This window comes from Thalassolituus maritimus, assembly GCF_900156675.1.
In the GTDB taxonomy this organism is placed as follows: domain Bacteria; phylum Pseudomonadota; class Gammaproteobacteria; order Pseudomonadales; family Oceanobacteraceae; genus Thalassolituus; species Thalassolituus maritimus.
Window position 1 is genome coordinate 21,087 of sequence record NZ_FTOH01000010.1, and the last position, 19,800, is coordinate 40,886.

General features: G+C 52.1%; 21 protein-coding genes. 16 read left to right on the forward strand and 5 right to left on the reverse strand.

Translation table 11 applies throughout. From position 1 onward, the window contains the following. Positions 1–38: 38 nt before the first annotated feature. On the reverse strand, positions 39–3,731 hold the full coding sequence (locus tag BW941_RS14655) for a DUF1631 family protein (RefSeq protein ID WP_076517300.1): 3,693 nt from the start codon (positions 3,729–3,731) through the stop codon (positions 39–41). A gap of 256 nt (positions 3,732–3,987) precedes the next feature. Between BW941_RS14655 and cydP the strand changes: the two genes are divergently transcribed. The 11 genes from cydP (at position 3,988) to BW941_RS14710 (ending at position 12,701) form a co-directional block, all read left to right on the forward strand. After that, positions 3,988–4,191: a cytochrome oxidase putative small subunit CydP gene (cydP, locus tag BW941_RS14660; protein WP_076517302.1), complete on the forward strand. Its 204-nt coding sequence runs from the start codon at positions 3,988–3,990 to the stop codon at positions 4,189–4,191. Further along, positions 4,188–5,777 (forward strand): cytochrome ubiquinol oxidase subunit I, encoded by a 1,590-nt coding sequence (locus BW941_RS14665; RefSeq protein WP_076517304.1) that lies wholly within the window; start codon positions 4,188–4,190, stop codon positions 5,775–5,777. Before cydP ends, BW941_RS14665 begins: the two co-directional genes overlap by 4 nt. Positions 5,778–5,787: 10 nt before the next feature. After that, on the forward strand, positions 5,788–6,921 hold the full coding sequence (gene cydB / locus BW941_RS14670) for a cytochrome d ubiquinol oxidase subunit II (protein ID WP_076517306.1): 1,134 nt from the start codon (positions 5,788–5,790) through the stop codon (positions 6,919–6,921). Positions 6,922–6,933: 12 nt separating this feature from the next. After that, a complete protein-coding gene (cydX, locus tag BW941_RS14675) occupies positions 6,934–7,056 on the forward strand; it encodes a cytochrome bd-I oxidase subunit CydX (RefSeq protein ID WP_068441844.1) in 123 nt (40 codons plus the stop codon). Continuing rightward, positions 7,053–7,364, forward strand: a complete 312-nt coding sequence (locus tag BW941_RS14680) for a cyd operon YbgE family protein (protein WP_068441841.1) — start codon at positions 7,053–7,055, stop codon at positions 7,362–7,364. Before cydX ends, BW941_RS14680 begins: the two co-directional genes overlap by 4 nt. A 96-nt stretch (positions 7,365–7,460) precedes the next feature. Then, complete coding sequence (locus tag BW941_RS14685) at positions 7,461–7,838, forward strand: rhodanese-like domain-containing protein (protein WP_076517308.1); 378 nt, start codon at positions 7,461–7,463, stop codon at positions 7,836–7,838. 54 nt (positions 7,839–7,892) lie between these two features. Further along, positions 7,893–8,516 carry a Tll0287-like domain-containing protein gene (locus BW941_RS14690; RefSeq protein ID WP_076517309.1) on the forward strand — a complete coding sequence of 208 codons (624 nt, stop codon included), beginning with the start codon at positions 7,893–7,895 and terminating at the stop codon, positions 8,514–8,516. Between the two features lie 111 nt (positions 8,517–8,627). Further along, entirely contained in the window at positions 8,628–10,163 is a 1,536-nt protein-coding gene (locus BW941_RS14695; protein ID WP_076517311.1) for a DUF4331 domain-containing protein, read from the forward strand. 30 nt (positions 10,164–10,193) lie between these two features. Beyond that, entirely contained in the window at positions 10,194–10,451 is a 258-nt protein-coding gene (locus BW941_RS14700; protein ID WP_076517312.1) for a hypothetical protein, read from the forward strand. 70 nt (positions 10,452–10,521) lie between these two features. Beyond that, positions 10,522–11,601, forward strand: coding sequence for a tetratricopeptide repeat protein (locus BW941_RS14705; protein ID WP_076517314.1), 1,080 nt, complete (start codon positions 10,522–10,524; stop codon positions 11,599–11,601). After that, entirely contained in the window at positions 11,598–12,701 is a 1,104-nt protein-coding gene (locus BW941_RS14710; RefSeq protein ID WP_076517315.1) for a HupE/UreJ family protein, read from the forward strand. Before BW941_RS14705 ends, BW941_RS14710 begins: the two co-directional genes overlap by 4 nt. Positions 12,702–12,719: 18 nt before the next feature. On the opposite strand, the gene BW941_RS14715 is transcribed toward BW941_RS14710, so the two are convergent. Beyond that, positions 12,720–13,040: a TraR/DksA family transcriptional regulator gene (locus BW941_RS14715; RefSeq protein ID WP_076517317.1), complete on the reverse strand. Its 321-nt coding sequence runs from the start codon at positions 13,038–13,040 to the stop codon at positions 12,720–12,722. Between the two features lie 178 nt (positions 13,041–13,218). On the opposite strand from BW941_RS14715, the gene BW941_RS14720 reads away from it, so the two are divergent. From BW941_RS14720 to BW941_RS14735, 4 genes are all read left to right on the forward strand, one after another. Beyond that, on the forward strand, positions 13,219–13,755 hold the full coding sequence (locus BW941_RS14720) for an RNA polymerase sigma factor (protein ID WP_076517319.1): 537 nt from the start codon (positions 13,219–13,221) through the stop codon (positions 13,753–13,755). Then, positions 13,752–14,459, forward strand: a complete 708-nt coding sequence (locus tag BW941_RS14725) for an anti-sigma factor (protein ID WP_076517320.1) — start codon at positions 13,752–13,754, stop codon at positions 14,457–14,459. Before BW941_RS14720 ends, BW941_RS14725 begins: the two co-directional genes overlap by 4 nt. A 177-nt stretch (positions 14,460–14,636) precedes the next feature. After that, positions 14,637–15,725 carry a hypothetical protein gene (locus BW941_RS14730; protein ID WP_076517322.1) on the forward strand — a complete coding sequence of 363 codons (1,089 nt, stop codon included), beginning with the start codon at positions 14,637–14,639 and terminating at the stop codon, positions 15,723–15,725. A gap of 58 nt (positions 15,726–15,783) precedes the next feature. Further along, on the forward strand, positions 15,784–16,161 hold the full coding sequence (locus BW941_RS14735) for a hypothetical protein (RefSeq protein WP_076517324.1): 378 nt from the start codon (positions 15,784–15,786) through the stop codon (positions 16,159–16,161). A gap of 70 nt (positions 16,162–16,231) precedes the next feature. Here the strand turns inward: BW941_RS14735 and BW941_RS14740 are convergent, their stop codons facing one another. Together BW941_RS14740 and BW941_RS14745 are read right to left on the reverse strand one after the other, a co-directional pair. Beyond that, entirely contained in the window at positions 16,232–16,807 is a 576-nt protein-coding gene (locus BW941_RS14740) for a YceI family protein (RefSeq protein WP_076517325.1), read from the reverse strand. A 22-nt stretch (positions 16,808–16,829) separates the two neighbouring features. Next, on the reverse strand, positions 16,830–17,375 hold the full coding sequence (locus BW941_RS14745) for a cytochrome b (RefSeq protein ID WP_076517327.1): 546 nt from the start codon (positions 17,373–17,375) through the stop codon (positions 16,830–16,832). A 124-nt stretch (positions 17,376–17,499) separates the two neighbouring features. Here BW941_RS14745 and BW941_RS14750 point away from each other — a divergent pair, with 124 nt between their 5' ends. After that, positions 17,500–18,390 (forward strand): LysR family transcriptional regulator, encoded by an 891-nt coding sequence (locus BW941_RS14750; RefSeq protein ID WP_076517329.1) that lies wholly within the window; start codon positions 17,500–17,502, stop codon positions 18,388–18,390. Positions 18,391–18,421: 31 nt separating this feature from the next. Here the strand turns inward: BW941_RS14750 and BW941_RS14755 are convergent, their stop codons facing one another. Continuing rightward, positions 18,422–19,786: an MATE family efflux transporter gene (locus tag BW941_RS14755; protein WP_076517331.1), complete on the reverse strand. Its 1,365-nt coding sequence runs from the start codon at positions 19,784–19,786 to the stop codon at positions 18,422–18,424. Positions 19,787–19,800: the final 14 nt, after the last annotated feature.

Here is a 19,800-nt window from a genome sequence, read left to right on the forward strand (position 1 = left end):
TTGTACACTGGCCAGTGGGTGGTTTCACCCGCTGGCGTTCAGACTTCCGCCATGTAGCGAAGCGGCGTTGCCTGTTGCACTGAACGCAAACCGAAATCGATTCCAATACCGCGCAGAATTTCCCAGACGACGTCATTTTCACTGTGCTCGGCGATGGTCTTTTTCGCCATAAACTGGGCGATTTCCTGAATCGATTTGATCAGGGCATAGTCGGCGGAGCTTGAGTGCAGGCCGTCGATGAAGTTTCGGTCAATTTTCACAAAATCGACCGGAAGTGCTTTCAGGAAATTGTATGACGACTGTCCTGTGCCGAAGTCAGAGAGTACGAACTTACAACCGAGCTTCCTGACCTCATGCATAAAGTCAGCAGCATCGGTCAGGTCGTGAATGGTGGCGGTTTCATTCAGCTCAAAACACAGTTTCTCAACAGGCACATCATATTCGCGAGACTGCTCGGTCAGGAACTCGAGTAGATTGTCATCGCTGAACGCCCGCCCGGATAAGCGGATGATGAAGCGTTCAATCGTGTTGGCTGTCTCTGCATTATCGCTTACCCAGGCAAGCACCTGATCGATGACCCAGCGGTCAATGTCGTACATACGATTGTAATTCTGAGCAGCTTGCAGAAATTCCTGCGGCGGCACGTCGAGCCCGTCATCTCCATCGACGGCAATCGTCACTTCATATTGAAGGATGCCTTTAAACCGCGCCTGAATAGGGTCAACAGGTACGCAGAGTATATGCAGCGCATCGGCTTCCAGCGCTTTGCTCAGACGGTTGCCCCAGCTCATAAAGAGTTCATGGCGCTCTCGTGATGCATCGTCGTACTGGTAACGGACAATCCTACTGGAGCCTTTTTCTTTTGCCAGCTGGCTTGCGATTTCTGCGCGTTCGAGTAAGTCGGCAGCGTCGGCGATGTCAGCGGATAAGGTCGCGAGCCCGATACTCACTGTCATATGGAGTGCATCTTCGGTACCATCAATTTTCACCTTCTCGACCTGAGCAGATACCAGGCGAGCGCTTGCCTCTGCCTGCTCGAGATCATGCTTTTCCAGTAACACTGCAAACTCATTACTGCCAACGCGTGAGCAGAGCGCTTCCGGATAGGCTTCCTGTAGAATCGTCGCCAATGTCTGCAAGCAGGTATCGCCCATTTCTACGCCATAGTTCTTATTGATCAGCTTGAACTGATCAATGTTAATCATTGCCAGCGTATGCCCAGACGCACTTTTCTGTGCATCGGCAACGGCATTAGCCAGCAGGCTGAGGAAGTGTTGGCGGTTAATCAGGCCTGTTAGTGGGTCGGTGTTCGCCTGTGCAGAGAGGTCGGAATAAATCTGTTGCACCAGTTTATCGATACTCTGATCGACCGGCGTTTCTTCCTGCTCATAAATCCGCTTGATTGAGCCGTCTTCCATGGCGCGGGCAAGCTCGTTAAACCGGTAATCGTGAACCCGCATGCCGGTGTGATTGACGCAGGCATAGCGGGTCTGGTCAGCAGCAATCCAGGCGACAGAGACCGACTGACCTGTTTCGGTTAATAACAGAAGGTCGCCCACCTGTAGCGTGAGCACGCGACGGGCCCCTTTGCCGGTCACGGTTTCTTCTTCTTCCGGTTCTTTGTATTCCGGCAGATCGATGCCCTGTTCGAGATCGCCTTCTTCCAGATGCAGCCGTGCGGCTTCCATGATTTCTTTGTACCACTGCTCATGCTGTGGCAGCGGACCGTTCAGCTGGTCGAGTTCAGAGCGTGCGAGGTTGAGCAGGGGCGTAAATTTATCCATCAGGTCCGAGCGGCCGGCATTTTTCTGACCGAACAGAATGATGACCTGGCGATAGAGTTTTACGGCGCCTTTAAACCGCGCACTGTCGGGGCCTTCTCTGAGCAGCAACAGGCACAGCATCTGTTGCCAGCCTTCCTGTAACCAACGGATAACGCATTCAGGCAGAGTTCGCCCTGAGGTGTCGTGGCCAATTAATGCATTGACGCGTTTGTGCGCCATATAGAGCCGATATTCACCTTCCGCAGCTTCAGCAACCCGGTCGGTGTTCTGGCGTACCTTGCGCTCAGCCGTGCCTACCAACACCTGAAGATTTTCGACCAGCTCTTCCATCTGGCGTGGCTCGCCGCCCGGATTCTCCAGTATCGGCGTAATCATTTCTTCGAGGGCCGCTTTGACACGTTTCTGGCCTGAGCTGGTAATTTTTCCGAGACGCCCCAAGAGGTTGAAAATCAGACGCCCCGGATGTTGTGGATTAAACAGCAGCGACGGATCTTCCAGCATCAGACGCAGCAATGGCCAGCCAAGTTGTTCGACGCTTGGCTTAACGAACTCCGCCATACTTGGGTTATTGAGCAGGTTGCGTGTTACCTGCTCAACGGTATCGATGGCATGGCGGGTATCGTCCGGCAGGCTTTTGTCCTGTTCGGCGAGTTGCTGTTCCAGTTGCTCAAGAATGTTCTGGTCACTCAGCGGCGTACTGGTATCAAGTGACTCAACAACTTCGGAAACAGCTTCTGGCTGGGCGGCGGGAAGGTTGTTCGTCTGACCGTTAGCTTCCGCTTCTTTTTTAAGTCTCAGTGTCAGCAGCTGCTGGATGTTGGCGTAGGCCTGCTGCGCTTCACCCTGATGGCGTTCAAAGTCAAACATGGAGTCGCCGCGACGGCCGGGATCAGAACGACGGTTGTGCTGAGTCTCGCCACCGCTGGTGGGGTTGGCGGTCGCTGTGGAACTTGTTTCAGCAACTGGGCTTCCGGCTTCCTCAATGACAACGGTTTTCGCCTTGCGGTAGCGAAATGTGATGGGGATATTGATCTGGCGGATACAGGCCTGATAGGTCGCCTTTAACAGACCGACAGTCGCTTTTTCAAAACTCTCGAACGCTAATTCGCGCGCTTCGTGAGGTAATTCCAGGACATCAATGCAATCACGGAAGCCTTCGGTCACCGTGTTTGGGCCAATTGGGTTAAAGCAGTCTGACACTTGCGCCGATGAAAGAGTATCGAGAAGCTGGCGCAGTTCAAAGCTTTCCTGACTCAGGAATGACTGCAAGTGTGAGGCCGTGACTTTGGCCATTAACCAGTCTTCGAAGTCACTCTGTCGCACCAGTGACAGCGCGACGGCGCCTTCATATTCGTCGCTCTCATCGGTCAGTTTCGGCTCGCCAGCCAGCCATCTCTGTAACTGGTGTTCGAGGATCTGGCTGAAGCGCTCATAAAACTCATCGGCTTTCGCGCGGGTCTTTGATTCCAGCTTCATCCACAGCTGTTGCTCGGCAGTATTTCGTGCGAAATCGGCCTTACTGTACGTGGCTTCGATGAACTCTGGGAGCCATTGGCGGGGAAGGCGTTCGATCAGCAGTTTGGCTTCGTGGCCAAAAATATCGCGAAAGCGATTACGCTGTTCGCTGGGCAGGCCCTCGCCGGCCCGGGTTTGATTGTATTCCTGCATATCAAGGAATAACTGACCATCCGCCTGGTGGACGCGCACACCGAGTGCACCGGGTTCCTGATGAACAAGATCGACTTGGGCTTTGACCGGGATGCTCAGTTGCAACTCCAACAGCATAGGTTCATGTTGTTCGGGTATTGGTTGATGGGGCCAGTGGATACGCATGCCAGCGTGAGAGTAGTCCTGTATCAGGCACTCATAGCCACTTCCATCGTTCAGCACCAGCCGGGCATTTACCTGGCTGGAGAAACGCGGATGCTTCCTTAATTCACTGGTCATACTGTTCCCTGATCCTTTAAACCCAGCTGTGCAACTACTGCACAGTCTAGCGAGATATGGTCTGAAAGGTAATACGTTGATTCTCTGTTGGCCTGAAACCTGGATCAATATCCGTTTCGGCCGCTGTGGCAGAATGATTGGCCGGGAATCATATATTCCAGACAGGCTATATTCCGTCTGCGGCATTATGTCGCAGGCGGTCCAATGGCTCAGATGAAATAATACGGGCTCTGAATGCCCGGCTTACGGAGGCTGTGTGAAACAACGTCGCCCGATATTCTCTATTCCGCTGGTCAGGGAGCTGACAGCCGTTCTGATCATTAAGCTGGCATTGGTATTTCTTATTGCTCATTTCTTTTTTTCTGACCCTGTCATTGTCGGTGATGAAGGACAAGGCCTGCAGGAACACTTTGGCCTGGATAAACCATCGGTATCTGACTCTCTAGGAGATCCCTTATGATCAGTGAAAGCGTGGTCGACTTATCGCGTTTACAGTTTGCGATTACGGCCTTTTACCATTTTCTCTTCGTACCGCTCACCCTCGGGTTGTCTTTTATCCTGGCCATTATGGAGTCTGCTTACGTTATGACGGGTAAGCAGGTTTACCAGGATATGGTGAAGTTCTGGGGTAAGTTGTTCGGCATTAACTTCGCTCTGGGCGTGACCACCGGCCTTACCATGGAGTTTCAGTTCGGTACTAACTGGGCTTACTACTCGCACTATGTCGGTGATATTTTCGGAGCGCCGCTGGCCATTGAAGGCCTGATGGCATTCTTTCTTGAGTCGACATTTATTGGTCTGTTCTTTTTTGGCTGGGATCGTCTGACCAAAGTGCAGCATCTGATGGTGACCTGGCTCGTCGCGATCGGTTCGAATATGTCTGCACTGTGGATTTTGATTGCTAATGGCTGGATGCAGAACCCCGTTGGCGCCGAATTCAACTTCGATACTATGCGTATGGAGATGATGAGCTTCTCTGAGGTGATTTTTAATCCGGTCGCTCAGGTGAAGTTTGTACACACAGTGTCTGCCGGATACGTGACGGGCGCCATGTTTGTGTTGGCAATCTCGGCGTACTACATGCTGAAAAAACGTGATCTGCCTTTTGCCCGTCGCTCGTTTGCGATTGCCTCAAGTTTTGGACTGGCATCCATTCTCTCGGTCATCGTGTTGGGTGATGAATCAGGTTATGAGATCGGCGAAGTTCAGAAAGTGAAGCTGGCGGCCATTGAGGCGGAATGGGAAACCCACGAACCCCCGGCGGCATTTACCCTGTTTGGTATTCCTGATCAGGAAAATATGGAAACCGACTACGCGATTAAAATTCCGTACGCACTCGGGCTGATTGCTACCCGCTCCGTCACCGAGGAAGTAAAAGGCATTAAAGATCTTATCGCTGAACACGAAGTGCGCATTCGCAACGGTATGGTGGCGTATGATCTGCTGACTCAGATTAAAGCAGGTGATCGTTCGGAGGCTACGATTGCTGAGTTCCGATCCCGGGTGGATGATCTGGGGTACGGACTGCTCCTGAAAAAATACGTCGAAAACCCGGTTAATGCGACGGAAGAGCAGATCAAACTGGCGGCTCAGAATTCGATTCCAAGGGTGGCGCCAATGTTCTGGACCTTCCGGGTTATGGTCGGTCTTGGCTTTATTATGTTAGTGCTGATTGGTCTCTCTTTTTACTACAGTGCGAAGGGGACGGCTGAGCGACAGAAGTATCTTCTGCGCGCTTTAATTATTGCTCTGCCTGCGCCCTGGATTGCCTGTGAAATGGGATGGTTTGTGGCCGAGTTTGGTCGTCAGCCGTGGTCGATTGGTGGCATTTTGCCGACGCACCTCTCTGTATCGACCCGTTCGGTTGAAGACATCTATATGAGTCTTGCTGGCTTTATCGGCTTTTATACGCTGCTTTTGGTTGCAGAAATGTATCTGATGATCCGGTTTGCACGTCTGGGCCCATCCAGCCTGCATACAGGGCGTTATCACTGGGAGCAGGACAGCAACACGGATTCTGCTTCGACTTCACCGGCTCAGGCGTAAGGAGATCACCATGGAATACGAACTGCTTAAAATTATCTGGTGGGTACTTATTGGTGTTCTGCTGATTGGTTTTGCCGTGACGGATGGTTTTGATATGGGCGTTGGCGCTCTGTTGAAAGTCATCGGTAAAACCGACAGCGAGCGTCGGGTGATGATGAACACGATTGGCCCACACTGGGATGGTAATCAGGTCTGGTTTATCACGGCAGCCGGTGCAATTTTTGCCGCATGGCCAGTGGTATACGCGGTCGCATTTTCTGGCTTTTACTGGGCATTGTTACTGGTTTTATTTGCCATGTTCTTCCGCCCTGTCGGGTTTGAATATCGCTCGAAAGTGCAGGACCCGCGCTGGCGTAATGCCTGGGACTGGGGGCTTACTGTTGGGGGAGCAGTACCGGCGTTAGTGTTTGGTGTTGCCTTCGGCAACCTGCTGTTGGGCGTTCCTTTTACGTTAGATGAATTTATGCGGTCGACCTACACCGGGTCGTTCTGGGCACTGCTGAATCCATTTGCGTTGTTGTGCGGTGTGATCAGTCTGCTGATGCTGGCAATGCACGGCGGGACGTACCTGCAAATGCGTACAGCTGGGCCGGTACATGAGCGCGCCCGCCGGATTTCAGTTCTGTTGGCCGTGGTGGTCGCTGTGGCGTTTGCAATCGGAGGGTTCTGGGTCAGCCAGCTGGACGGGTACGTGATTAAAGCAGCGTCGAATCTCGGAGGTGTGACTACGCCGTTGCAAAAAAGCGTTGAGCTTCAGGCCGCTGGTTGGCTGGAGAATTATGGTCGATACCCGTGGATGCTGATTGCACCCCTATTGGCGTTCGTTGGTCTGGCGCTTACCGCGTTGCTGAGCATGGCGAATCGCGGAGCTCTGGCGTTTATAAGTAGCTCGTTTGCGGTCGCCGGGATCATCTGCACGGCTGGTTTCAGTCTGTTTCCGTTCCTGATGCCCTCCAGCACAGACCCATCCCATTCACTGACAATGTGGGACGTCACCTCCAGTCAGCTGACTCTGCATATTATGTTCTGGGTAGCGATGATCTTTGTGCCCATTATTCTCAGCTACACCGCTTGGGGTTACTACAAAATGTGGGGTCGTCTGACCACTGACTTCATTGAAGATAACCAATATTCAACCTACTGAGGAGCCTTGAAAATGTGGTATTTCGCATGGATTCTGGGCGTACTGCTCGCCTGCTCATTCGGCCTGATTAATGCCCTGTGGCTGGAAGTTAACGAAAACCTGGATCGCGAGCCTGATCCAGATGATGCGCCATGACGGCTCCGGTCGATTATCGTCGCTATGGCCCGCTATATGCGGGCTGGGCGAGAGCGCTGTCGTTTCTGTTGGCGGTCGGACTGTCGGTTGCGTTACTGGCGATGCCTCAGTTAGTGGCAACCGACACGCGTGAGCTGGAGCATGGGCCTCTTTCACTCGGCCTTCTGGGGATCAGCGCAGGCTTTATTCATGGTGTGGGCTACGTACCTTTGATGGCTGTCTGGCGCTGGCTTTTCAGTCCTTATGTGGCATGGCCTCTGATGCTTTGGTGTGCCTGGTGGTGGTCTGAGGTCATCTGGGCCTGGTGATTCCGGCGAATGGTGATTCAACAGGAGAGACTTGTCTTTAAGTATTCCTGTGTGGTTATATTGTGGGAGGCAAACTCGTTAACTGGAGTGGTATATATGAGTGTAATGACCCGCGATGATCTGCTTGCAGAAGCACGTGCATCCGTAAACCCCGTCGAAGCCGATGCTGCACAGGCGATGTTAGACGCTGGCACTAAAGTGCTTGATGTTCGTGAACCCGCTGAATACGTGATGGGACATCTGCCGGGCGCAGAGAATGTCCCCCGTGGTGTGCTCGAATTCAAAGTGGCCGACCATCCTTTGTTGGCTGATAAAGACGCTGAGATACTCCTTTATTGCAAAAATGGTGGGCGCAGTACCCTGGCGGCACACACGCTGAAGCGCATGGGATTTTCTAACGTAAAAATGCTGGTGGGCGGCTACGATGGCTGGGAAGGCCATACGGTAGAGACTGATCCGAGTGTGTATAAGTAAAAAAATCAGTCATCAAAAATAGTATCCTCTCTTTCTGAACCGGTAGGCGTCACTATGGCTAGCAGATCGAAAAGCGCATTCAAAAAAGCTTCGAAAAATGAATTTCTACGACCGTTGCTGCTGTCGGCTATTGGCTTGTTGAGTAGTGTCAGTGTGCTGTCTGATGGTTCTGCTGGTGATGCATCAGAAGATTATATGGTGGTCGAAGCGCGGGCTCAGACAAAAGCCTTTGCACAGGGCCTGAAAGAAACCCTGATGCAAGGTATGAAGTCCGAAGGACCTCTGGCGGCAATCCGCCTCTGCAATACAGAGGCACCAGAGATCGCTGCAGCACACAGCAAAGATGGTTGGGAGGTGGGCCGGACATCGGAGAAACTCCGTAACCCGAATAATGCGCCGGATGAATGGGAGTCCGCCGTGCTTGAGTCCTTTGCGCAACGTGCAGCAGCCGGTGAACCGCTGGCGACCATGGAGGCCTCTTCGCGAGAGGGCGGTACCTTTCGTTATATGAAAGCCATTCCTGTGGGAGGGCCTTGCGTGGTTTGCCATGGTGAGCAGCTGGCTGAGCCGGTAGCTACCCGTCTCAGCGAGCGTTATCCAGAAGATAATGCCCGGGGTTATCAGCCCGGCGATCTGCGTGGAGCCTTCACCCTGACTTACACTTTTGAAAAACAGTGAGTGGAAACGATCATCACCCGACTGATTTTTTGAAAAAATCGCATCCAGTTCCTGAACTGCCCCGTATAGGACTATGCACACTCTGTGTATAACCTTATATCGGGAGCAGTTATGAAAACGCACGCCACACTTCTGCTTGGTGCCATTACAGCGCTGACAGCTATGAATGCAAGCGCTTCGAGTCACCGAGAAGCACCAAACGTCACACGCCTGCCGGCCATTGATTCCACGGATTTTTACGCGTTCCGCAGTTATGAAACTGATCGTGAAGACTACGTGACTCTGGTTGCGAACTATATCCCGCTGCAAGACGCCTATGGCGGCCCAAACTACTTCGCAATGGACCCGAACGCACTGTACGAGATTCACATCGATAACGACGGCGACGCGGTCGAAGACATTACCTTCCAGTTCCGCTTCCAGCAGATGCTGGGTGCTATGGGAAGCGGTGTCGCTCTGCCGATTGGCGAAGGCGAGAATCAGAAAAGCGTCGCCATTCCTCTGAAAAACTTCGGCAATGTTGACACCGATGGCAGTGCCAACTTCTACGAAACCTACACCATCAAAAAAGTCAGCGGTGATCGTCGTACTGGTTCTGCAATCAGCCTCACCGACGGTTCAGGTGAAGCGACCTTTACTAAACCACTCGATAATATCGGTGAAAAGTCATTTACCGATTATGAAGCGTACGCAGGCGGTTTCGTACACGACCTGACTATTCCTGGATGTGACGCGGGCGGTAAGGTATTTGTTGGCCAGCGTAAAGACCCATTCGTCGTGAATCTGGGTAAAACATTCGACCTCGTGAATTACGTCCCCCTGGATGGTGATGGCAGTGCACAGGACGATGCAAACGACGATCTGGCAGATAAAAACGTCACCTCTATTGCTCTCGAAGTACCGATCTCGTGTGTTACTGGGTCTGGTAATGGTGTGATTGGTGCCTGGACCAGTGCCAGTCAGCAGCAGGCTCGTATTCTTAATCCAGAAGCATCGTTCGCTAAACCAGAAGTCAATGGTGGTGCCTGGACTCAGGTATCACGCCTGGGTATGCCACTGGTGAACGAAGTTGTCATCGGCCTGAGCGATAAAGACACCTTTAACGCCTCTGAGCCTAAAGACGATGCTCAGTTCGCAGATTACGTGACTCACCCAACCCTGCCTGCTTTGCTGGACATTCTGTTCCGTGATGCGCTGGGTGCATCAGACAACATTGCTCCATCGAATATTCCGCGTACCGACCTCGTTACTGCGTTCCTGACCGGCTTCCCCGGTGTTAACCAGCAGTCGACGATTACTGCTTCAGAAATGGTACGTCTTAATACCGTAATAAACCCTACAGCAGCCGCTGGTCAGAGCGCATTTGGTGTCGTTGCCGGTGATCTGGCAGGCTTCCCGAACGGTCGTCGCCCTGGTGATGATGTTGTGGATATAGCACTGCGTGTTGTGATGGGTGCTCTGTGTCATCCAGTTGATCTGGATGGTGACGGTAACGCGACAGACGACCTTGGTCTTTGTGAGCCTGCGGATGCACCAACCGGTGACCAGCCATTCTCTGACCTGGCTCCGATCGATTCGACTTACGTAAACGACACATTCCCATACTTGCTGGCGCCGCTCGCTGGTTCAGTAAACCCTGCACCGTAAGGTCAGCAAACGTGAAGTAAGGAGTGTCATATGAAAACGCATCACTTATTAATGATCGGGAGCATCGTACTGTTAAGTGCATGTTCTGACAGCAGCAACAATAATTCGACCGTCGATCTTCCTGATCTTGATGACGGCGTTGCTGAGCAGACTGAAGTTCTGCTCACAGAGTTGGTCGATGATATTTTTATGGCGTCTGAAAATTCAGAGCCAGTAAAAATTAACGACCTTGAAATTGTTGATGACGCAGACGAGTTCTCTTTCTCGTATCTCACTGGGGGTGAGTAACCTTTCGGGGCTGTTCTGCAGCCCCGTTTTTTCTCACCAGAATGATAGATAATTAATCGGATAAAATATTATGTTCAGTGGCTTACTAAAGAATCTTTGTTTCGGTATTTCTAAGACGGCTATTCTGCTGCCTTTCTTCGCCGCTCCGGCATTGGCTGATGTTTCCTGGTCTGAACCTGACGATAACATCGTGGTCGCTCGCTGGAGTAAAGAAGAGCTGAAGCCACTGCCTCAAACACATGCACAGCGCATGGATGAAATAAAAAAGCATTTTGAGCATGCCGACAAGCCTGGTGAATCATGGCGGTATGATCGTATTTACGTTCTGATGGATGGCCTTGAGTCTGAAGGCGGCGCAGTGTCTGACGTGCCTGCGGATGAGCTGACTTATTATCGAGCCCGGCTTTTACAACATCGCCATGAATTTGCCCGGGCTGCGAGTCTGCTTCAGAAAATCGATTCCGACTCCGCATATTACGGCAGTGCACGCCTGATGATGGCACAGGTATATGGTGAGCAGAATCAACAGAAGGCCGCACGCGAAGCGTGCCTTTCTCTGGTGTTAGAGCAAACGGATCTGGCCGCAGTTTGTAGTATCGCTCTGCAGGCGACCGCGGGCCCTGCAGGGCATGGTATTCTTACAGCATTGCTTGAACGCTTGAGTGACGACGACTCACCGCAAGGGCGTAGTCTCTCAGCCTGGGCGCTTTATCAGAAAAGCAAAAGCTATCTTAATGAAGGAAAGTACGCTGAAGTTGAAGCTCTCTATCAGCAATGGTCGGTCGATGCACGGCTTAGCGTTGCTGATCTTGTACACCGCAGCGAAGCGTTGCTACGCAATAAACAACCTGAAAAAGTCATGGCCCTTTTACAGGACTATGGTTCTGCCAATTACCCGGATGATGCAATAATTGTTCAGCTTGCACGTGCCGAGCAACAGAGCGGCAGTACTGAGTTGTATTGGAGAGATTACGCTGAAGAGCGTATCAGCCAGCGTATAAAGCGTCGTGATCAAAGTTACTCCGAGTTAATTTCTCTGTATTTCTCAACCGTTGGAAAAAACGCAGAATCACGGAATCTGAGCTGGTTATCACAAGTAAATAATGCCCATAGGCATCAGTTTATCGCCGTGCAGGGGGATATATTATGAAGCGTTTTATTCTTCTGTTGTTGGCATTGCTACCAGCCATAGCGTCGGCCCACCAAAGCAGTACAGCGTTGTTGACACTGAAAGAAACAACGGATGGATTACGTGGCTCGGTTCAATGGCAGTTGATTGACCTTGAGCAAAGCCTGGGGCTGGATCAGAATCGCGATGGTGAACTCCTCTGGGGAGAAGTGAAAGCCATGACACCGGAGATCCGGGCTTATGTCGGCCGACATCTCAAGGTTCAGCAGGGGGGCGAAGCATGCACCCCACAGTTCAATGTTCCTCTGAGGTTTAATAATGCTCGCGGCGTTATGGCCTCGGCGATTGTTCCTGTGACGTATGTCTGTGCCTCTGAAGGACGCGTCGAAGTAACATATACCGGATTATTTTCACTGCTTCCTGAACACCGTTTATTGTGGGACCTCTCGTCTGGTGACCTGACTCGTCAGGGTGTGCTGGAATCCTCAGGTAGTTTTTCTATTAATCCGGAAATGACGACTGCACAGCTGAACCAGCAGACGTTTTCTGAGTTTTTCGTTCAGGGCATCATTCATATTCTGCTGGGCCCTGACCACGTAGCTTTCCTGCTCACCTTGCTGTTGGTCTCAGTTCTGGTGCAACAGAAGAAAGACTGGCAACCAGCAGCAGATGTGCGGACCTGTGTTAAAACCGCTCTGCTGTACGTAACTGCCTTTACCATTGCCCATTCACTGACTCTGAGTGCCAGTGCCCTGGGGTGGTTAGCACTACCCGGTTATTGGGTTGAGCTGATTATCGCCGCGTCTGTGGTGGTTGCAGCGTTGCACAATCTTCGCCCTTACTTACCAGCCAGTGCCGTTGTTGTATTCCTGTTTGGTCTGGTACACGGTTTCGGTTTTGCCAGCGTGCTTGGTGAGTTGACGACGGGCACAGGAAACATTGTCTGGGCTTTGTTTGGCTTCAATCTGGGTGTCGAAGCGGGACAGGTTGCGATTACCTTGGTGGTCATGCCGCTGCTTATTAGTCTGCGCCGCCTGGGTTGGTATCGTCAGGTGCTGGTTCGCTACCTCTCGGCAGCACTGGCAGTACTGGGGAGTTATTGGGTGCTGGCGCGTATCTGAGGCTCGTCTGGACAGGAGTCACGCGCATTCAATGCAGCGCGTGCTGTATGGAACGGCGATCAGACGAGCTTCGGCAATCTTGTCGCCACACTGATCACAGATGCCGTATTGGCCAAGCGCGATGCGCTTCAGGGCATCACGTATGTGGTCAGCTTCGTGCAGGGCCTCGTCAGCGATGACACTAAGAACTTCGTCATTGGCGGATTCTGTCGCTTGCTCCTCGAAGTCGGCAGACAGTGGTTCATCGCGGTGACTGGCGTGACGCGAGGCCTTATCTGAGCGCGCTTCAAGGGCCTCAAGGCGTTCAAGAAGGTCGGTTCGTATTCTCTCGATGTTCATAGATTTCCCTTGCAGTGGGTCTGTCGGAGACTGGTAGTCCCTGTGTCTCAGAATACACCCGGGGTAACCTGAAACATTGATATGAATCATCATCGCGCGTGATGTGGAAATGCCATCTAATCTGAATGACAAGGCTATCCGTATATAGTCATAACGATTATCAAAGGAGTTATTCTGTATGGATCCAGAACTTCAGCTGCAGCTGATCAGAGGCGTGGCTCGGGGAGAGCGACCAGCGTTTGAGGAGTTGTACCAGGCCGCGGGGCCAAGATTGTACGGCGTGGCTATGCAACTAATGCGTTCACCGGAGCGGGCCGAAGAAGCCCTGCAGGAAGCTTTCGTCAAAATCTGGCATAACGCCGGTGACTATCATCAGGGGCGTGGCAGTGTCATGACCTGGATGAGCAGCATCGTACGCTATCGCTGCATAGATCTGTTGAGGTCAAAGAGCGCAAAGGAGGACCGACAGGATTCTCTCGATGAGGAAGGTGCCCCGGAACTGATTGCCCCGGAGCAACCAGAGGATCCTGAAAATCAGGCTCTGGAGCGTTGTATGCAGACGCTGGATACGCATGATCTGCAATACATTCACCTGGCATATTATCGTGGCATGACGCACGCGGAGATACAGGCCCACACGGGAACGCCATTGGGTACCGTGAAGAGTTGGATACGGCGCGGCCTTCAACGTCTGAAGAGGTGTCTTGAAGAATGAATTATTTAAACGACGAACGTCTTGATGCGCTGGCGGCAGACTATGTCATGGGCACTATGCAAGGGCAGGCTCGCCGTCGCTTTGTGCGACTGATGCAGGCTTATCAGAAAGTACGCGAACGGGTATGGCATTGGGAGCAGCTACTCGCCCCAATGAACGGCAAAGTGGAAGCTCAGCAGCCACCTGAAAGAGTCTGGCAGGAAATCAGTCGCCGTGTCGGTTTTATTGATACCACTCAGAGTGCTGCTAACGATGAGCCCCAGAGTAAAGGCGTGATGGCCTGGGCTGGTGGCTTTGCGACTGCCGCAGTGTTGTTAATCGGCGTGTTCCTGATGCGTCCAGATCCAACCGTTGTGCCTGGAGTCGCACCAGAAACTATGATCGAGCAGGTTGCTGTGTTCACACAGGATGACCAGCCTCTGTGGTTGATGGAAGTTGCTGGCAATGAACTGACCGTACAGGCAACCGCCGCAGTGGAAACCTCGGATCAGCATGATTACGAACTCTGGATTGTGCCCGAAGATGGCAGTGCCCCCGTATCACTGGGTCTGATGCCAGAAAGCGGACGTATTACTCGGGCCCTTGCGGTGAATACGCACGACATTGCCATTAAAGCGGTCGCCGTCAGTCTTGAGGCGCCGGGCGGTTCTGTTACCGGAGCACCGGGCGAAGTTCTGTACGTGACTGGATTAACGATTCTGTAGTTTTAAGCAGAAGGCTGACTAAGGCGCAAAAAAAAGCCGGCACAAGGCGCCGGCTTTTTTATTCCTCCTCAATGCAGCTGTGGCCCGAATGCCTTTTGTCTGGAATAAAAGTGTTTATACTCATAGGCCTGTCAGAGCGATATCGCTATTCTGAATCTGAGACAAGGATGCTTCTCAATGTTTTCCAATAACGCTTCCGCCGAGGATCAGTTGATTTCCGACCAGTCCGTCAGTATGACTTCTGAAGCCACTCGGGAATATCAGAAACTGCTGCAATTAGCGGAAAACGACAGTTACTACTGGGCACAAATTGCCGTTAATGTCTTGGATGAGCTGCTCTCAGGTCGCCTTCCGGAAAACAGTATCCTGATTGCTTCTCATCCTACTTCTGAAACAGATAGACATGAGTATGTGCTTACTCTGCCCGGATGTAAGGTGCACTTCGAGAAGTCGTCTGCTGGCCTCTGCTCTGTTAATTTCTGTAAAGTCCTTTCTCTTGAGGTGGATACTAGCTATGGCGAAAGCGTTGAAGCCTGTAAGAAGCCCGGTCTTTACTCTGCATCCAGAATCGAAGACGGGTGGGACGTTGATCGTAAGCCGTGCGGGTTAATAACGGAGGAGAAAAACCGGCTCGTGGCTATCTGTGATAGTGTTTATAAAAGCCCCTCTGAGGCTGCCGAAATTGTAGCGAGACGTATTTGCCAGGCGCCAATGTCCGGTGGTGCTTTAATGGTTAAAGATGATGGATTTGACCTGCACTTTACTCCGGGCGAAAGGTCGTTTGGTGGGTGGAAGAATTACCACAAAGCTGTTCGCCCTAATAAGAATACCGAAGCTCATGAGTCAGCACTGCTTTTAGCGAGCGCAATGTACCAAGCTAAGGATGTGAAGGGAGTGGCCTGGATATCAGAGGACGGTGGCTCAGCGGTACTGACTCAGGCAATGACGATTCTGAGTGAAAGAGGGGTTAAATTGCCAAATCATACAGCGTTCCTCTTTAATCCAACTACGCCGCCTGATATAGCGCTTAAAGCCGCACAGAGTATTGGCTTGAATCTGGATAATGAATTTACTGTATGCCGCTCGTTCAATATAGTCGGTAATGGAGTAAGGTTAGCCACGTTTAATATTCTGAAGTTTATCTTTACGGCTTATTTTACCTTCCTTAGCTGTGCGGCCTTATTGGGGTTTCTACCGGATGTTTTGCCAGACGGTATCATGAGGTTACTGATAGACTTACAGGTAAGATTTGATGGGCTTTTCTGATGTGTGAATTTTTTAGTAATTCCAAATTAAAGCGTTACGCCTAGGATATTTCAAGCGGATGCTGATCACCCTCAGACTAGCGAGTACCAACAGAGTGCAGGAGTTTATGGCGAGCCGGGATAGCATCCGCCCCAGGCTGCAGTCAGCCTTTATTCTCATCGCTCAACATTCCCTTCAGAGTAAAGCGATTCTCGAAGTTAAGCATAATGTTCATGGCTGGCTTAAGGTCTGCGACAGTGAGCATAGATACCCTATTATTCAGAACCCCTTATTACTGGATTTCAGCCATCTCTGGTCAGCCATCGAGTACACTCTGGCAGAGGGAGATAGCTGGCCCAGTGAAGCCGACAAACAGCGATTGAAACTCGAGCGGCAGGTTAAGCAAAGGGCTGAGGAAGCAGAGCTAAGGCGTCGTCGTTTTAAGGTGGTTAAGTAGTCATCACTCTTAATTTAGCGACCACAAAAAAGCCGGCACAAGGTGCCGGCTTTTTCATTAAACGTCGGTATTACTGACGCTTACCTTCGACGTGCAGTTCGATTTCAACGTGAGTCGATGCTGGGCCGAGGTTGTAATCAATCCCATAGTCGCTGAGCTTCAGCTTTGTGGTGCCCATAAAACCAGCGCGGTAGCCGCCCCATGGATCATCACCTTCACCGATGCGCTCTACCGGGAAGGTAATGCTTTTGGTGACACCGTGCAGAGTGAAGTCGCCTGTGATTTCACCAGTGCCTTCACCTGTGGATTTAAAGTCAGTGCTTTTGAACGTCGCGGTTGGGTATTTCTTAACGTTCAGGAAGTCACCGCCTTTCAGGTGCTTATCACGCTCAGCATGGTTTGAGTCAATGCTGGTGGTGTCGATGGTCACTTCGATCGACGAATCTTCCGGTGCTGCTTTGTCGTATTCAAATGAACCGTCGAAGTCGTTAAAGCGACCTGTCAGCCAGCTGTAGCCAAGGTGCTGGATTTTGAAGTTGATTGACGCGTGCGCACCTTCGTTATCGATGTCGTAGGTCGCCGCCTGAGCGACAGAGGTCATCAATGCAGCGCCAGAGATTGCAGTCGCGATTAACAGCTTTTTCATAGTTACTCTCCTTTGTGAGTATTTACTTCTGTGGACGGATCATGCGTTTCAGGGTGCCGTCGCGGTTAATAAAGTGGTGTTTTAGTGCAGCCAGCGCGTGGACAGAGACAAGGCCAATCAGTCCCCATGCCAGCCACTCGTGAATTTCTCCAGCAATGTCCTCCTGATTGTCTGTTGTCAGGCTGGCAGGAACCTGAAACAAACCAAAGACATCAATGCTGCGGCCGTCTGCGGTAGAAATAAGATAGCCGGTAATAAATAAAGCGGCGAGGAGCGCGTACAGCCCCAGGTGCGCCAGGTGTCCGGCCAGATTCTCCAGAGGCTTTTCTGACAATCCTTTCGGAGATGGGTTCACCAGACGCCAGATAAAGCGGGCAGCGACAGCGATGGCCAGCAGAATGCCTGCTCCTTTGTGCAGATCCAGCGAGCCTTTGTACCAGGCGTCGTAATAAGTCAGTTCGACCATGTACAGGCCAAGGCCAAACATGCCGAATACAGCAATCGCAACCAGCCAGTGCAGAGCAATGCTTATCCAGCCGTACGAGTGCTCCGTATTTTTAAGACCCATAACGTCCTCCATCATCTGCTTATCACTCTAGCGGTTGCCAGGTTTGCAAAAAAGGCATAAAAACGGACAATAGTTGTGCATAAATGCACAGAACTATTCTTTCGGGCCGCTTCAGGTTGATATCATGGACAAAAACATTCGTTGGGACGATCTTCGCATTGCCTATTTAGTGGCTGCTTACGGCAGTCTCAGCCGTGCGGGTGAGGCGCTTGGAGTCAATCACAGTACCGCTCAGCGGGCTGTGGGCAGGATTGAAGAGGCTCTCGGTACCCGTCTGTTTATCCGCCACCAGAGAGGGTATCAATTAACGGACGGCGGCCGGCTTCTGGCCGAGCGGATGCGCCCGATCGCGGCCGAGGTGCAGCGACTTTGCAGTACTTTATCCACCGTTGAGAGCGCACCCAGTGGCACTCTGAGAATTTCGACAGTGACCGATTTTTCGCCGTTTTTTGCGCCCTTACTGCATGACTTCCGGCGCGAATATCCACAGATCCGGGTTCAGATCGTTGCAACAGATGACATCCTGTCGCTCGCTGACGGTGAGGTTCATGCGTCAGTACGTATCGGTGCTGAACCCTCAGAGCCCGACCTGATTGCAAGAAAGCTGATGCCGGTCGGGCTGTCCTTTTATGCGTCGCAGGATTATCTGGATCAGTTTGGTCGGCCTGCGGACATGACTGAGATTAATGCGCATCAATGGGTGTTACCGACAGGGGATAAAACGCGGATTCCGGCGATACGCCAACTGATCGAGCAGGTTGCTCTGGGTCAGATTGCTTTCCAGAGTAATAGTTTTAATGACATTGAGGCGGCGGTACGCGCAGGTATGGGGATTGGCCCCATGAGTGTGGTGAATATGAGACACCCGGATGGGCGTGAACAGCCCTTGCAGGAAATTCTGTTACCGCTGGACAGCGAGCCATCGCAGATGTGGTTGGTGTACCACAAAGACATGCGCCAGAGTGCGCGGGTGAGGGCATTGCAGGAGTTTCTGCGTCGTCGGATACAGCCGTGATGTAGGCTCGTGTAGAGCGGACGGGATCAGGCTATTTTTGCGTTGTCTGCACGATTCTGCGTATCGCGGGTATCAGAAAGGCCGCCCGGGCCAGAAGGAACAGATGAAATGCAAGCCATAAAAGGGTGTTAGCACTCACTTCGCCGTTGGCTGACCAAGCGGCAAGTTGCCCGGGAAGCAGGGCGATAGGAAAGAAAACCAGCGCTGCCGCAGCCAGCATTGAATTTCGCATGGATGCGGTTGCCTGGGCTCCGACCATAACACCATCTAGCCAGTAACTGGCGACACCCGATAAAGGCAGCAGCCACAGCCACAAGTGCATTTCCTGCAGGCGGGGGAGCATGTCTTCGTTATCCGTAAGCAAACGGAAGAGGTGGTCGCCGGCGAGTACAAAAAGTCCGACGAGAATGAAGGCTGCAATCAGGCTGTTTATGCCCGTGAGCTGGATTGCTCTGCGCATTTGCTGCGGTTGAGCAGCGCCCAGAAAGCGCCCGACCAGGCTTTCCGCTGCGTGAGCAAAACCGTCAAGGGCATTCGATATCAGAAGAAGCAGGCTGATTAGCACGGCGTTTGCGGCTAATACTTCTGTGCTCTGAGCGGCGCCGAGCGCGGCAAATGATGCGAATACGATCAGCAAAGTCAGGGTGCGGATAAACAGGTCACGATTGATCACAATCATGCGTTTGAGAATAGCCCTGTCGGGCAGTGGCAGGCGCAATGTAAGGTCGCGCTGAAGCGCCGCAATCAGTGCGATCGTCAGAGCGCCAACGTCTGCCAGTACAGTACCCAGCGCGACGCCAGTAGCGCCCATATGCAGGTGCCAGACAAAGTAATAATCCAGACCCGCATTAAGCAGGTTGGCGGTGATCAGCATCAGCATGGGGATACGGGTTTCCCCCCGACCAATAAACCAGCCAATGAGGCAATATTGCAGCAGGGTCACCGGAATCCCCCAGAATCGGGTGGTCAGGTAGTCGGCGGTGAGCGCATGAAGTGTCGGATCATCTCCGAATAATGGCAGCAGCAAAGGTGTAAGTATCTGTGCAGCAATAATGCAGAAAATACTGACAGGTATCGCCAGCCAGATGGCCTGCTGAAGCAGAGGTAGAGAATTATCTATGCCTTTCTGGCCGACAGCATGCGCCGTGACGGATGTCGTCCCCATCCGCAGAAAACCAAAACTCCAGAGCAGTAGGGTAAATATCTGGGCGCCAATGGCCACGGCGGCTAATGGTTGGACGTCGTCGAGATGGCCGAGAATCGCGGTGTCGACCAGACCCAGCATAGGCACTGTGATGTTACTGAGGATGATGGGCCAGGCGAGGGCCCAGACAGTGCGTTGATTTGCCGCAGGCAGAGAAGTGGTCTGGCCTGCTACACTGGCGCCTGAAGTCATTATGGGGAAGCCGT

What these genes read in the sequence shown, in the direction of transcription:
- BW941_RS14655 (WP_076517300.1), bottom strand. Translation starts at nt 3,731, where the DNA reads ATGACCAGTGAATTAAGGAAGCATCCGCGTTTCTCCAGCCAGGTAAAT.
- BW941_RS14665 (WP_076517304.1), top strand. Translation starts at nt 4,188, where the DNA reads ATGATCAGTGAAAGCGTGGTCGACTTATCGCGTTTACAGTTTGCGATT.
- cydB (WP_076517306.1), top strand. Translation starts at nt 5,788, where the DNA reads ATGGAATACGAACTGCTTAAAATTATCTGGTGGGTACTTATTGGTGTT.
- cydX (WP_068441844.1), top strand. Translation starts at nt 6,934, where the DNA reads ATGTGGTATTTCGCATGGATTCTGGGCGTACTGCTCGCCTGCTCATTC.
- BW941_RS14680 (WP_068441841.1), top strand. Translation starts at nt 7,053, where the DNA reads ATGACGGCTCCGGTCGATTATCGTCGCTATGGCCCGCTATATGCGGGC.
- BW941_RS14685 (WP_076517308.1), top strand. Translation starts at nt 7,461, where the DNA reads ATGAGTGTAATGACCCGCGATGATCTGCTTGCAGAAGCACGTGCATCC.
- BW941_RS14690 (WP_076517309.1), top strand. Translation starts at nt 7,893, where the DNA reads ATGGCTAGCAGATCGAAAAGCGCATTCAAAAAAGCTTCGAAAAATGAA.
- BW941_RS14695 (WP_076517311.1), top strand. Translation starts at nt 8,628, where the DNA reads ATGAAAACGCACGCCACACTTCTGCTTGGTGCCATTACAGCGCTGACA.
- BW941_RS14700 (WP_076517312.1), top strand. Translation starts at nt 10,194, where the DNA reads ATGAAAACGCATCACTTATTAATGATCGGGAGCATCGTACTGTTAAGT.
- BW941_RS14705 (WP_076517314.1), top strand. Translation starts at nt 10,522, where the DNA reads ATGTTCAGTGGCTTACTAAAGAATCTTTGTTTCGGTATTTCTAAGACG.
- BW941_RS14710 (WP_076517315.1), top strand. Translation starts at nt 11,598, where the DNA reads ATGAAGCGTTTTATTCTTCTGTTGTTGGCATTGCTACCAGCCATAGCG.
- BW941_RS14715 (WP_076517317.1), bottom strand. Translation starts at nt 13,040, where the DNA reads ATGAACATCGAGAGAATACGAACCGACCTTCTTGAACGCCTTGAGGCC.
- BW941_RS14720 (WP_076517319.1), top strand. Translation starts at nt 13,219, where the DNA reads ATGGATCCAGAACTTCAGCTGCAGCTGATCAGAGGCGTGGCTCGGGGA.
- BW941_RS14725 (WP_076517320.1), top strand. Translation starts at nt 13,752, where the DNA reads ATGAATTATTTAAACGACGAACGTCTTGATGCGCTGGCGGCAGACTAT.
- BW941_RS14730 (WP_076517322.1), top strand. Translation starts at nt 14,637, where the DNA reads ATGTTTTCCAATAACGCTTCCGCCGAGGATCAGTTGATTTCCGACCAG.
- BW941_RS14735 (WP_076517324.1), top strand. Translation starts at nt 15,784, where the DNA reads ATGCTGATCACCCTCAGACTAGCGAGTACCAACAGAGTGCAGGAGTTT.
- BW941_RS14740 (WP_076517325.1), bottom strand. Translation starts at nt 16,807, where the DNA reads ATGAAAAAGCTGTTAATCGCGACTGCAATCTCTGGCGCTGCATTGATG.
- BW941_RS14745 (WP_076517327.1), bottom strand. Translation starts at nt 17,375, where the DNA reads ATGGGTCTTAAAAATACGGAGCACTCGTACGGCTGGATAAGCATTGCT.
- BW941_RS14750 (WP_076517329.1), top strand. Translation starts at nt 17,500, where the DNA reads ATGGACAAAAACATTCGTTGGGACGATCTTCGCATTGCCTATTTAGTG.
- BW941_RS14755 (WP_076517331.1), bottom strand. Translation starts at nt 19,786, where the DNA reads ATGACTTCAGGCGCCAGTGTAGCAGGCCAGACCACTTCTCTGCCTGCG.